The sequence below is a fragment of the Ulvibacter sp. 2210JD10-4 genome (assembly GCF_058148525.1).
The window spans coordinates 194,495-207,971 of sequence record NZ_JBYVJZ010000005.1 but is presented as its reverse complement, the minus strand read 5'-3'; the positions used below and the strand labels follow the sequence as shown (position 1 = coordinate 207,971).

Below are 13,477 nucleotides of genomic sequence, written 5' to 3'. Positions count from 1 at the left end.
CTGGTTTTAATATCATCGTCTATCGTATTGCTGTCCTTTTTTACCTTGATAACGCTTTTGGTTCCATCGATAGATAAACGATATATTTAGTTGCGGTACTCGAACTTGAGAAACGATTTCCTGTGAGAAATTCTCACCTTTTGTCCTTATATTCCATTCCCAGCTATCAAAGATATCCTTAAAATTTAACGCAAGTGAAGCATTATCGTTGAACAAACTTTTACTCATTCCAAAATCCAATCGATATAGTGCTTTTCTGGATAGCTGACCTCGATTATCTGCACCTCTAAACCTGTTTTGAAATTGAAATTTAAAAGAATCCGAAATTTTAAAATCGAAGTGTAATCGACCACTTAAAGCAAAACCATTGGCATCAAAAACTGTGTTCTCATAACTTCCGCTTTGATTGTAGTGACTAAAAATAACTTCATTGTACAAACTGAACCACTGTAAAGGTTTGTACCTAAAACCTAACTCAAACCCAATGGTTTCGTCAGTACCGATATTTACGGTTCTAGTCACAAAGACTTCCTCTGGATTTCCATTGATGGTAATATTTTCTTTTTGGATAAAAAAGTCCATCGCCTGCTCAGTACTTCTTAAAAATAGGGCTGGGGTCATTGAAAATTTGTTACTCAGTTTAGATTCGTAGCCCAATTCAGCAAGAATAACATAGGCGGGATTCACTTCGGGATTCCCTACAAATATGTTTCTGGCGTCGCTGAAAGAGGAAAAGGGTACCAATGCATTTCTGTTTGGTCTTTGGATTCGGCGTGATAGGGAAAATCGGATGCCATTATCCTCATTAAATTGATAGTCAATGAATCCAGATGGGAAGATATCGGTATAGCTACGTGATACCTTTTCAGTATTAAAATTAGAAAATATATCGATGGTGGTCATTTCCGTTCGCAGACCCAACTGAAATTTCAATTTGTCAAACCCTTTGGCAAATTGCGCATAAAATGCGGTTATGTTTTCGCTGTAATTGGTGTCATCGGTAAATTCAGGAATAGTCTCTAACGCATTATCAACTAATCGCTCAACACTATAATCATTATCAATATTCGTGAACCTGCTTCTTCCGCCAAATTCCAGTTGTACTTTGTTTCTTAAGATTTGTACATAATCCGCAGCGACAGTAAAGCGCTTATCGTTGACGTCATTTTTTATAAAATCATTGGCATTAATTGATGGTTCAGGAAATATAGTCTCATCCAGAATTTCTGAATTTCCATCTTCAATAGAGGATTGTGTGAGTGCACTCAGCTTAAGTTCAGAGCCTTTGTCATTTAATGCGATTTTGTATTCGCCAGTCACTTGAAAGAAATTGTTTTTGAATGCTTCTGAATCCAGACGTTCTGATGATACAGCTAAGTTATTGTTCTCAAAGTCGTCGTACCTAATCAAATGCATAGTATTCAAATCGGCGAAGCGATACGTAATGTCTGCCGAAACAGAATGCTTGTCATTGAATTTGTACGTACCACCAATATTGTTCAGAACATACAATTGTTCTAGAATTTTTTCTGAAGTCTGAAAGCTTTCCGAAGGAAAAGATTCAAAATTGTTCAGGGCTAATGAACTGGTCGCTTTAGGTTCTGAATATCCTGTTCCAGTATTAATATACCACGAATACTTGTCATCTGCACGGTTGATATTGATATTCAACCCTGAGTTGATACGTACACCCGAAAAAGCTTCGAAGCTGGCACTCATTCTTTTTTTCTTGCCTTTTTTCAGAACTATATTGATAATACCACCAGAACCTTCGGCACTGTACTTTGATGACGGGTTTGTTATTACTTCCACTTTCTCAATAGATGCTGCTGGAATGGTTCTTAGCAAAGATGCGGTATCTGTAAGTCCACTAATGCGTCCATCAATTAAGATACGGATACTACCATTACCTCTAATGGTCACTTGCCCATCTACTTCTACCTGAACGGAAGGAACATTTTGCATCACATCGATTAAACTTCCACCAGTGACCGAAAGGTCTTTTGAAACATTATATACTTTTTTGTCCAATTCGATTATATAATTGGAAGCATCAGAGGTCACCACAACTTCATCAAGGGATACATTGTTATTAATAATGATGTCCCCAAGGTTTTTTTGATTTTCAGAATTGCTTACATCCAATAGTGAACGCGTAGGTGGCAATCCTACTATCGATATTTCTAGATGGTAGATTTGCTTAGGCAGGTCAATGGAAAAATTGCCATTCTCATCCGCCAAGGTTCCATAGATTTTCTCGGGATTTTCCACAGCTTTAAAAATAACATTGGCGTATGGCACTGCTTCTTGTTCTTGATTTTTAATCGTTCCTGAAACTGTGATGTTTTGACAAAACAAACTGCAACTGCCCGATAGAAAAAAGAAGAAAAAGCATATTGATTTCATTTAAAAAATAGGTAGAAATTAGAAAAGAAAGTCCTGTCCGAGGATATCGGATACAAAATGATGATATTTAAAAATTAAACTTTGGGTTTCGCTTTCACGAAAGTGAAATTCACTATTCTAAATAGTCCAGAGGATTCACTTGCTTCCCATTATGTTTGACTTCATAGTGTAAATGTGGTCTGGTAGAACGACCAGTATTGCCTACATATCCGATGATTTCACCCCTTTTGACCTCTCGATTTCTCTCGATATTAAAACCTTGTAAATGCGCATACCAAGTTTCATAGCCATCGGGATGTGCAATGATGATTAAATTTCCCCAATCGCCCTCGTTGTTCGCCTTTGTAATGACACCATCTGCGGTTGCAATTACTGGTGTTCCCAAATTTGCTCTAATATCGATTCCTGTGTGCCGAACATTTTTATTTAACTTAGGGTGCTTCCCCTTTTTTCCAAAGAATGCCGTGATATCTTTCTTTGTTGTATTCTGTACAGGAAACAATGAAGGTGGCGAACTTACAACCTGCGAAACAACTTCTATATTGAGATAAGTACTGTCTTGAATGGTTGGTCCTTTAAATGCGGAAATCAACAATACACTTAGCGGAAGTAATAAAAGGTATGTGAGTTTGGTAATGTTATTCGATTTTGGTTTTGTCATCATAGTAACTCGTTTTTTTAATGTAGGTTGATTAAAGTAATGATATGAGATATTTGGTTTTTGTACAGCAAGACTTTCAAGCAAGAGTTGCATATATTCAGAAGTTTTTAGTCCATTTCGTAATACGCCTTGGTCAGCTTGATATTCGTGTACAGATTTTAAAGATTTTCTGTATGGATAGACCAAAGGATTAAACCAAAAGAATGCGATGTATACTTCGGTGAGAAGTACATCCCACGAATGCTTTAATTGAATATGAATTTTTTCGTGTTCCAAAATTTGTTGGTCAAGGTGTTCAAATTTATGTTTGGGAATAAAAATCCATTTGAAATAAGAAAAGATTTCGGAAACATCTGCAAGTATAATTTGATGTCCATCCAGTTTTTGCAATGTAGCCCTTTGCTTCAAGCGATATGTGTTTATCATTGTCATTACAATCCGTAGTAAAAACACAGCACATATAGACCAGTAAATAGTTAATAGAAACGCCGAAAAACTTATGGTTGAACTTGACAAAGATTGTTCGAGATTCGGTTCTGAATTGCCTACAATTTCAAATGAGATAGGTTCAAAATAAGGAACCTCAATAATTCTAAATGCCTCAGTAGGAAATAATTCCGATGAAAACGGAATGAGTATAGAAACAGGCAATATTAAGAGCAAAACAGCTCTATTTATAGTATGAAATGTCAACCTACTCAGGAACAAACCATACAGAGCATATAGCGTTGCAAATACTATCGTTACTTGTATGATATATGGTAATATATTAGTCATTCTTATCTTTTAGTTCGGATATTTTGTTTTCAAGCATACCCTTCATTTGTTCAAGTTCTGTAAGGTTTAAGTCTTCGTTATTGGCAAAAAATAAAGCGAATTTACCTGTTGAACCATTGAAGAAGTTTCCTATGACCTCTTTCATATGTTTTTTGAAATACGCCTCTTTTGAAATAGTAGCGTGGTATTGTCTTATCTTACCAAAGGACTCATATTTTAAGAACTCTTTTCTTACCAAGACCCTTACTACTGTTGATATAGTTGTATAGGCAGGTTTGGGTTCTGGAAACTGTTCAACAATATCTTTTAGAAAAGCTTTTTCAAGTTTCCAAACATATTGCATTACTTGTTCTTCGGCTTTTGTCAATTCTTTCATAGGGCAAATATATCATTTATTTTGAATTTATGACTATAAATATAGTCATATTACTATTTTTATAGTCATAACACATTTTTAGAACCTATAAAAAATGTCTTTGATTATGTTAGTATTTGGTTTTTGATTAAGTAATCTAGCCTATTCCTTATATTTCTATAATATTATATTGTAAGTAATAAGTTTTGGCATTCGAAGTTTTTGGATTGGATAATGTATTTATTTGAGCGGACAACGCGCCCAAAGGAAAGTTAAAAATCAATAGTGTCATCCGAATACCTTTCGGCAATTTTTTTTAGGGCATTTCCTATTCGCATCGGCAAGTTACATCACTACCGAAATCTTTGGCCAATATTTTTGCTATGGCATCTATGGTCATCCTATTACGTCTACCCTTTTTTATTATCTTAGTCTCTTACGTTACTGATTATGTACAAACCGTTGTGTGGCATTTGAAAAACTGAAATAAAGTGAATGAATCAAGGCGAGAATATCTCAAGCTGATAAATTTAGTATTAGATTTAATTGAAAAAAATCTGGATACTGATTTATCACTCGAATATTTATCTCAGAAAGCCAATTATTCACCTTATCACTTCCATAGAGTATTTTTAACAGTAGTGGACGAAAGATTAAACCAATTCGTTACTAGAAAACGAATTGAACGAATAGCCTCAATATTACTGGTTAAACCAAATTCTTATCTAAAAGACTTAGCGTATCAATACGGTTTTAATAGTGGTAATTCTTTTTCAAGAGCGTTTAAGAAATATTATGGTATTAGCCCAACCAAATTCAAATCTGAAGGTAAAGAATTACTTAGCAAGATTGGTATAGAACCTTTTTCATCTGAAAAATACCTTTGTTCCATTGATAACATTAAACAATGGACTGAAATGAAAGCTCAAATCAAGATAAAAGAACAGCCAGAAATTAGACTTGCCAGTATATCTCATATTGGAGAAGTTGATAATGCTGGTGAAATGTTTCAAAGATTGATGGAATGGGGACATCAAAAAAAAGTATTGGATACTTCAAATTTCAAAGCAATAACTATTTATCATGACAATCCTAATGTCACTCAAACCTCAAAGTTAAGATTCAGTACCTGTGTTACGATTAGCAAAAACATAAATACAGATGGAGAAATAAGACAAATAAATATCAGAAAAGGTATTTATGTTATTGGATGCTTTGAAATAAAAGCAGTAGAAATTTCAAAAGCGTGGAAAAGTATGTGCATTTGGGTTATTGAAAATGGTTATGAATTTAGACATGGAGATTATTTTGAAGCATATCATAATGACCACAAGACGCATCCCGAACAAAAACTCATAATAGACATTTGTATTCCATTAAAAAAAACAGAAAGCATTAAACTTGGAAAAATCAATACTGTGAACTTTTCAGAGCATAAAGTACAACCTAAACACTGCGAAAACGACCTGGACTATCATGAATTGATAAACTACATGAAAGAATTAAAAACATTTTTTGATAAAGAATATGATTCTTATTTTAAACTAGGGAGCGTTTATCAAGGAAACCCTGATTTTTCTTATTTCTCTTTAACAACAGCGGAATTAAAAAAACAGAAATTGAAATTTGTTATTATCTTAAATCACAAAGAATTGTCTTTTTCAATTTGCCTATCAGGCCAGAACAAAAGCATACGAAAAAAGTATTGGAAGATTTTTAAAGATAGTGATTGGAATAAGTATCATTTGGCAGGATCAATAGATAACAGTTTATCGATTATAGACCAAAAAATTGTTGAAGAGCCTGATTTTAGGAACAAAAGAAGCTTAACTCATCAAATTGAAAAGGAATCAATGAAGTTTGTAAAAGGAATTATAGATATATTTAAATAATGTAAAAACTATCACAAAACAAATGGGCAGTGCGAAACTGTCCATAGATAACTATGACACTATATATAGAACCTTGTGAAGTATTTAAAAATAAATCAGTAACTAAAATGGAAAATTTCAATCAGCTATTCAAAAGTACTAAAGCCAAAGAAATGGGAATCAAATTAAAGAGCATCATTGAGTCCCATTTCAATAATATCGAAGAAAACATTGTAGGTGGGGCAAAAGTGAAATTGGTGCTTTATTCAAGAAATGGAAAGAATAATGTGTTATGTGGAATTCAGGAAGGCAGTGATGAATCTTGTATGCTTTATGTGCATCACGTAGATGAAATTAATCACGAAAGATTGAAGTTTAGTGGTAAAGGTAAACACGCCAAGCGAATTAAATTTATTGATATTAATGATATTCTAGTAGATGATATCAAATGGTTGTTATCCAAAGTAAATGAGAATGCCCCATTTTAATAATTAAAATCTTCTCTTAATAATTATAGTACCAACAGCCAGTTAGTAGTCTATCAGACACAAGGTCAACTATAAAATTCACATTCTACAATACCCTTAATCTGAGTTTTGCTTACAACGATTTGTTGGTGATAAATCACATGAATTTATAGATAAATTTCAATATATGAATATTTATTCATATATTCGATTTATGTCTGACACCAAAACAAAACGTTTGAATCAAATTTTTGATGCAACCCTTAGACTTACTGGAAAAGTTGGAATTGCAGGTTTGAAAATGTCTAATATTGCTAAGGAAGCATCATTAGCTACTGGTACACTTTACATCTATTTTGAAAATAAAGAAGAACTGCTGAACGCTTTATGTTTCAAGTTACAGAAAGAAAGTGCCCCTGCCATTATCAATGATATTAGCCATCTTGCAATAAATATTCAGCTGTATAAGATGTGGAAAATTGCCCTAGAGCGTCTGGTTGATAACAATCTTAGAATAATTTTTTTAGAACAATTTGTCATTTCACCATACATATCAGAGTCCAATAAACAAATAGATATTAGGTTCAAGAATTACTTGAAACAGATATTAGAACAAGGGAAGTCAGAAAATTTGATTAAGGATATTGACAGCGATATGCTCATTACATTGATAATCGGCTTTGTAAGAAGTTTTTCGACCCATATAGTTAACGATTGTAGCGGACAGCTCACTGAAAAATCCATTGATGAATCGTTCTCTCTATGCTGGAATGCCATTAAGAAATAAAAAAATTTAACTATAAAATGAATATATATTCATAAAATGATAGATTATAAAATTGAAAATAATCGTGCTGAACCTAATAATCCCCATAATTTTTATAAAATCCTATGCACAAATTTCAAAATCAAAAACTCACGAACATCAAAAAAATAATTTCACTATGGACAAAACAAAGAAAATTGATATCAATGGCGAAAGCCTAGCGTATTTTGACAATGAGAAAGGAAATACAACATTATTATTTCTTCACGGCGCATTCATTAATAAGGAATATTGGGACGCGCAATTATCTTATTTCTCAAAAAGCTACCGTGTTATAGCAATCGATTTACCAGGTCACGGAAAATCGACTCATAATATTGAGGATTGGACAGGCCCGAGATTTGGAAACGACATTGGCAAATTTATTCAAGAGTTGGCATTACAAAATGTAATAATCATAGGACACTCTTTTGGTTCGGACGTAATGCTCGAGACCGTTGCCGTGAATGATACCAATATTATTGGTTTGATTGAAATCGACCATATGAAGAACGTAGGGATGGAATTGCCTCAAGTGGTCATTGACCAATTGGTACAAGGCTTGAATGCGGACTTTGAGAATACATGCCAGCAATTCGCTAAACAAGCATTGTTAACCGAAGCAACGGACCCAGAAATTGTGTCAAGATTATTGACGGATTATAAAGAAATGAATCCCGAAATAGGCATTCCCTTACTTGAGTATGGTTTTAGTTATCCAAAGCGCGAAGCAGAACTCTTAAAGGGGCTAGAATTAAGGTTATATTCCATTCACGTGAATTATGCACCTACCAACGAAGAAAGTCTTAAAAAACATCTTGGTGATAATTATGAATTGCACACTATGGCAGGTACTTGCCACTACCCGATGTTAGAGCATCCCTTAATATTAAATACATTACTTGGAAAGCTAATTGGAGAAATAATAAAGAGTAATATTTAGATTATTTCGTTTTAGTTCCATTCTTGAGATTTTATAATTAAATTCAGTTTCCCAAGGCAGGTAGATGTTAAGAACTTGTCCAATCTTCCTGTATCATTTCCATATTAGAAACACCACCCGAAAGATTTCCAGCATATACCGCTTGGGCGACCGAACGTATCAAAGTAGTGTTGTCCCCACAGGCGAACACACCAGGAACCGATGTTTTTTGGAACATATCCACTTCGATATATCCTTGCTCGTTGAGTTGACATCCCAATGTTGAGGGTATAGCAGAATGCTGCTCAAATGGCACTCGTGCATAAAGAGCGTTTAGGCTTTCCGCGGTGCCATCCTTGAACTTTAGTTTTTCAATATGACCTTCTGTATGCTCAATAGAAGCGATTGGCTTTTCAATTACAACGATATTTTTTTTGCTGAGTTCATTAACTTGGTCCTTATTCAATTCTGATTTTCCATTGGTGTAAATGGACAGTTCGTCTGTCCAGTTTGAAATCAACTTTGCTGTTTCAAAAGCACCGTCCCCATTTGAGAGGATACCTGTTTTTACCTTCCGTACTTCATAGCCGTGGCAATAAGGACAATGTACTGCAGTGATTCCCCAGCATTCGGCAAAACCATCTATTTGGGGTAGAATATCCTTTATACCAGTAGCAAAGACAAGTTTTCTACCCCGAAAAGATTGACCGGATTGCGTTGTAATTTCAAAACCATTTTCTATTTTTTTTCCTTGTACTGCTAAATCCTTTAAAAATTGTACCGTTGGATATTCCAAAACCTGTTCTTTTGCTTTAGCTGAAATAGATGCGGGGGTAGCGCCATCTTGCGTAATAAAGTTATGGGAATGTGGGGTCTGCTCGTTGCAAGGATTTCCTGCATCGATGATAAGGACGTTTCTAAGTGACCTTCCTAAAGCCATTGCAGCAGAAAGGCCTGCATAACTACCGCCTATAATGAGTACATCAAATTTTGTTTCTTTTGTCATAATATCAAATTTTTTAAAAGCAGATAGCGGCAAGGGTAGCATTACTACCGCTGACGTAAATAAGCTTTGTTTTATAAATTTTCTTCGGTTTCCCATTTTGTTTTCAGATTAAGCTATGGTGTAAATCATTAATGGCTTCTTCGATAGAATCCCCATAACCTTTTAAAATTCTATTACCATTTAAATCTGTAAGTACCACGGTATATTTGGAATTTAGGACTTCTATTTTTAAGTGTTTTAAATCCATTGGATTTATAGAACAACTTTTTACGTTTTCTTCTAAAGTTTCAATCATTGTCGTTTCATAATTTTTAAATATGTCACAAAATTGAGACATTTAGTTTTAAATTTTTTTAAGGTGCTATACCTTTAATAAATGAATTCCAAGCAAAATTTTTGATATTGGATTTTGATGATTTTCTGGTTTCATTTATGTTTACAGTACTATTAATAATTCCAGCGTGTAAATTTTGAATCCACTGAACCGTCATCTGTTTATTGATAACATTGCTTTCCTGTAAGTTCTTAACTATGTTCGAAAAACTGTTAAATATAAAGTCGTAGTCAGCACAATCTTTATTATTCTTATTGTGGTTATGACCATCTCGCTGATGAAGTTTGTAGAAAAACGAATACTTTGCACCACAATCAATACCAGCGTACAGCATATTTTCCAGTTGAATCAATGGCTCGTTAGAACTTTCAATGGCAGTTATCATTGCTTTCTTACAACTTACTTCCATCTCACGCTCACAGGTTGTGACAAGCGCTTCCCTATCCTTAAAATAGCGATGCAAGGTTCGTCGCGTAATCTTGGCATTATCTGCTACCTTTTGTAACGGTGCAGAAAAGTCCTGATTGAAAACTTCAATAGCTGATTTGATAATACGGTCTTTAGTTTCTAGTAACATATAGGGCAAAGTTAATACTTTTTTTCAATATGTCACAAATATGTGACATGTTTTGGAATTTCTTCATAACCCACTCAGCACATTCCTCTACATTCCGCGAAAAGCTACATTTTGGGAAAAGAGCTTCACAAAACAAATCTTGAACGCAATCCCCAATTTTAGCTTTCCATTCCGTTAACCCTTCACGATGTTATGGAAAAGGACACTTTATTCCCGAGCCAAAACAAGAAATAAGTAGACCCATAAAAGTAGAGCTTCTTTTATGTAACAAACCAAAGTGTCTTTCGTCTTAACATAAACACATAATACTATATGCATAAAACCGCGTTTAATTCTATCCTGGCCCTTTTAATTTTATTTACCGTACAACTATCGTCTCAAAATAGTTATACTACCAAAATTGATTCATTAATTGAAATTTGTCATAAGAGGGGGATTTTTAACGGCAATGCTTTGGTTGTCAAAGGGGATACTATTATTTACCGTACCGAAAAAGGTTTCACAGATGGCAGCAAGGCCCATCATCTCAACAAAGCTTCAATATTTGACATTGGTTCTATATCTAAAGAATTTAGCGCAGTAGGTATAATGATGTTAAAGGAAAAAGGCCTGCTTGATTTAGGTGATAAGCTATCTAAATTTGACTTAGGTCTACCCGATTGGTCAGAGGACGTTAGTGTGAAACACCTTTTAAAGTATAGTAGCGGATTACCATCGGTAGATTGGCAAAATGTGCATAGTGATAAAGATGTCTTTGAAGATTTAAGAAATCTGAAATCATTGGAATTTGAACCTGGAAACGGATATTTATACAGCAACAATAATAATTTTTTACAAAAGCGAATTATAGAAAAGCTTACTGGTAAAACTTTCAATATGTTCGTGAAGGAAAATATTTTCCGCCCTCTTGAAATGAATAGTTCTGTGATTGACCATCAGTATGATAATCCAAATTTTGTAAGAGCATTCAATAGTAACTATGTAAACGATGAAAAATTAGAATTGAAAATGTCAGGCTCTGTCTGCCCTTCAATAGATGATTTGTCCAAGTGGTCAAATGCGCTGATGTCATATAAATTGATTTCTAAGGAATCATTGAATCAACTATTTGAAGCGTATTCAGAGGAAAGTCAATCCGCACTCGGAAACAGCGGTTTTGAAAACGGAAAATTGATGATTTATACGCATCACGGTTCTTCTATAAATTATGAATCAATTGTACATTACAATCTGCAAGAAAAAACAATGATTATTTTAATGACAAACAGTAAAAGCTTGAAGATTGACGAGATAAGAGGGGCTATTTCTAATATATTAAAAAACGAAGATTATAAAATTCCACAAAAGTCTGTATATATGACTATTAGAGAAATAACATATGACGATGTCGATAAAGGAATTACGCTCTATAAACAGTTAAAAGAGGATTCTTTTGAAACCTACAACTTTTCTGACCAATGGGAATTGGCCCGTTTATCATATAAATTATTTGAACAAAATCAAGAAAAATCTGCAGTGAAAATACTTAAACTCTTGATTTCTGAACTACCGATAAAATCTGAGGAAGTCTTAGAGTTTTTAGGGACTCGAATTTTAAGTGAAAATCAAGTGGATAAATCCATTCTAGTTTATAAGCTTATGGTTGCCAAATTTCCTTCAGGAAAATCTCATAGTGGTTTAGGTGATGCTCTATTTAAAAAAGGACAAACAGAAGCTGCTTTAATAAGCTATAAAAAGTCATTAGAATTAGAACCTGAGAATGTAAATTCCAAAAAGATGATAGTGGAAATAGGAAACTAATTACTCACCCGTAGAATCCTATTAAAATAACTATTCAATAGTGGAATCCGCTCAGCACGTTCCCTTTCATTCCGCGAAAAGCTACATTCTGGGAAAAGAGCTTCACGACATAAGTCTTGGACACAATCCCCAATTTCGACTTTCCATTCCGTTAACCCTTTCCGATGCTCTGGGAAGGAACACTACATTCCCGAGCCAAAATTGTGAATTAAGTCCGCTTTTACCAAGGAAAATTTCATATGTATTTTGTTCCACTTCCGATGCTTTTGTATTTCTCAAGAAGTTTAGACCCGCATCCTAAGCCATCACCGCTATCCCTTTTTTTGACAGCAAAATAACAACATTCACTCTTGGACGACGGCATAAACCAGGCTCGTACCTCGCTCTTTTTTATACGTCTTACCAAGCTTGAATATTGAACGCCACCAAGTAACAAAAAAAGGTAACAGTGACGGCTCTATGGGAAGTAAATCTAAAATGAATCTTATGAAATCTTACAAAAACATCAAAAAGGAAGCGGAACAAAAGTTAAAAAAACAGCAAAAGGAAAACGCTCTGGATATAATAAGTAAATCAATAATTCAAACAAATATTAATCTTTAAATCTTTTATTATGAGTACGCTAAAAAACAAAGTACAGTTAATCGGAAACGTAGGAAACGAACCCGAAGTTAAAACCTTAGAAAGTGGTAAAAAAGTGGCTAACTTTTCAATGGCTACCAATGAAACCTATAAAAATTCTAACGGGGAGAAAGTGCAAAACACCCAATGGCATAATATCGTGGCTTGGGGTAAGATTGCTGAAATTATCGAGAAGTATGTCGGTAAAGGAAAAGAGGTAGCTATTGAAGGTAAATTAACTTCAAGAAGTTACGAAACCGAGGCAGGAGAAAAACGATATGTTACTGAAGTGGTAGCAAACGAAATCTTGTTATTAGGTATTAAGGGCGAAGAAAATGCCGAGTAGTTAAAAAGATAAAGAGGGCGTTCCTGTGGAAAGATGCGCCCTCTTTTTCATTTATAATCTTAAAGAAAATTACAATGAAGAACAAAGTTAATGAAATAAAAATAAGTTACGAGGGTGGTATCAAATCCAAAAATTGGGTACAAGTATCTACCTCGGAACAAGCTGCGGAAGTCCTATTTGAACATTGGGATAAAAGCACAATGCAATTACAAGAGACGTTTAAAATTGTGCTCTTAAATAATAGTAATAAAGTGAAGGGTATTTGCCAAATTTCGCAAGGCGGAATTGCAGGAACTTTGGTAGATATGCGCATCCTTTTTGCAACGGTTTTAAAATCGCTTTCAGTGGGTTTGATATTAGCACATAACCATCCAAGCGGAAAGTTAGAACCGAGTGAAGCGGATATAAAATTGACTAAAAAAATCAAGAAAGCAGCATCGGTTTTTGATATCCGATTATTAGACCATTTAATCTTTGCACCTGATGGCGATTATTACAGCTTTGCCGATAGTGGGAGACTTTAAATTTT

General features: G+C 34.3%; 13 protein-coding genes. 7 read left to right on the top strand and 6 right to left on the bottom strand.

Going from position 1 to position 13,477, the window contains the following annotated elements:
• Positions 1–12 precede the first annotated feature (12 nt).
• From ACY2RT_RS12800 to ACY2RT_RS12790, 3 genes are all read right to left on the bottom strand, one after another.
• A complete protein-coding gene (locus ACY2RT_RS12800; RefSeq protein WP_490156315.1) occupies positions 13–2,406 on the bottom strand; it encodes a TonB-dependent receptor in 2,394 nt (797 codons plus the stop codon).
• Between the two features lie 112 nt (positions 2,407–2,518).
• Positions 2,519–3,844: a peptidoglycan DD-metalloendopeptidase family protein gene (locus ACY2RT_RS12795; RefSeq protein ID WP_490156314.1), complete on the bottom strand. Its 1,326-nt coding sequence runs from the start codon at positions 3,842–3,844 to the stop codon at positions 2,519–2,521.
• Entirely contained in the window at positions 3,837–4,220 is a 384-nt protein-coding gene (locus ACY2RT_RS12790; protein WP_490156313.1) for a BlaI/MecI/CopY family transcriptional regulator, read from the bottom strand. The genes ACY2RT_RS12795 and ACY2RT_RS12790 overlap by 8 nt, the downstream gene beginning before the upstream one ends.
• Positions 4,221–4,690: 470 nt before the next feature.
• On the opposite strand from ACY2RT_RS12790, the gene ACY2RT_RS12785 reads away from it, so the two are divergent.
• The 4 genes from ACY2RT_RS12785 to ACY2RT_RS12770 all read left to right on the top strand — a co-directional run bounded on the left by ACY2RT_RS12785 (position 4,691) and on the right by ACY2RT_RS12770 (position 8,285).
• The gene (locus ACY2RT_RS12785; protein WP_490156312.1) at positions 4,691–6,091 is read left to right on the top strand and encodes an AraC family transcriptional regulator; all 1,401 of its coding nucleotides are present in this window, start codon (positions 4,691–4,693) and stop codon (positions 6,089–6,091) included.
• A gap of 53 nt (positions 6,092–6,144) precedes the next feature.
• On the top strand, positions 6,145–6,558 hold the full coding sequence (locus ACY2RT_RS12780) for a hypothetical protein (RefSeq protein ID WP_490156311.1): 414 nt from the start codon (positions 6,145–6,147) through the stop codon (positions 6,556–6,558).
• A gap of 193 nt (positions 6,559–6,751) precedes the next feature.
• Positions 6,752–7,324, top strand: coding sequence for a TetR/AcrR family transcriptional regulator (locus ACY2RT_RS12775; RefSeq protein ID WP_490156310.1), 573 nt, complete (start codon positions 6,752–6,754; stop codon positions 7,322–7,324).
• A gap of 157 nt (positions 7,325–7,481) precedes the next feature.
• A complete protein-coding gene (locus tag ACY2RT_RS12770; protein WP_490156309.1) occupies positions 7,482–8,285 on the top strand; it encodes an alpha/beta fold hydrolase in 804 nt (267 codons plus the stop codon).
• 67 nt (positions 8,286–8,352) lie between these two features.
• On the opposite strand, the gene ACY2RT_RS12765 is transcribed toward ACY2RT_RS12770, so the two are convergent.
• The 3 genes from ACY2RT_RS12765 to ACY2RT_RS12755 all read right to left on the bottom strand — a co-directional run bounded on the left by ACY2RT_RS12765 (position 8,353) and on the right by ACY2RT_RS12755 (position 10,181).
• Positions 8,353–9,270, bottom strand: a complete 918-nt coding sequence (locus ACY2RT_RS12765) for an NAD(P)/FAD-dependent oxidoreductase (protein ID WP_490156308.1) — start codon at positions 9,268–9,270, stop codon at positions 8,353–8,355.
• Between the two features lie 103 nt (positions 9,271–9,373).
• Positions 9,374–9,607 carry a hypothetical protein gene (locus tag ACY2RT_RS12760; protein ID WP_490156307.1) on the bottom strand — a complete coding sequence of 78 codons (234 nt, stop codon included), beginning with the start codon at positions 9,605–9,607 and terminating at the stop codon, positions 9,374–9,376.
• 16 nt (positions 9,608–9,623) lie between these two features.
• On the bottom strand, positions 9,624–10,181 hold the full coding sequence (locus ACY2RT_RS12755) for a TetR/AcrR family transcriptional regulator (RefSeq protein WP_490156306.1): 558 nt from the start codon (positions 10,179–10,181) through the stop codon (positions 9,624–9,626).
• A gap of 312 nt (positions 10,182–10,493) precedes the next feature.
• On the opposite strand from ACY2RT_RS12755, the gene ACY2RT_RS12750 reads away from it, so the two are divergent.
• From ACY2RT_RS12750 to ACY2RT_RS12740, 3 genes are all read left to right on the top strand, one after another.
• On the top strand, positions 10,494–11,981 hold the full coding sequence (locus ACY2RT_RS12750; RefSeq protein WP_490156305.1) for a serine hydrolase domain-containing protein: 1,488 nt from the start codon (positions 10,494–10,496) through the stop codon (positions 11,979–11,981).
• Positions 11,982–12,594: 613 nt separating this feature from the next.
• Positions 12,595–12,948, top strand: coding sequence for a single-stranded DNA-binding protein (locus ACY2RT_RS12745; protein WP_490156304.1), 354 nt, complete (start codon positions 12,595–12,597; stop codon positions 12,946–12,948).
• Positions 12,949–13,022: 74 nt separating this feature from the next.
• Positions 13,023–13,472, top strand: coding sequence for a JAB domain-containing protein (locus ACY2RT_RS12740; protein WP_490156303.1), 450 nt, complete (start codon positions 13,023–13,025; stop codon positions 13,470–13,472).
• The last annotated feature ends 5 nt before the right edge of the window (positions 13,473–13,477 follow it).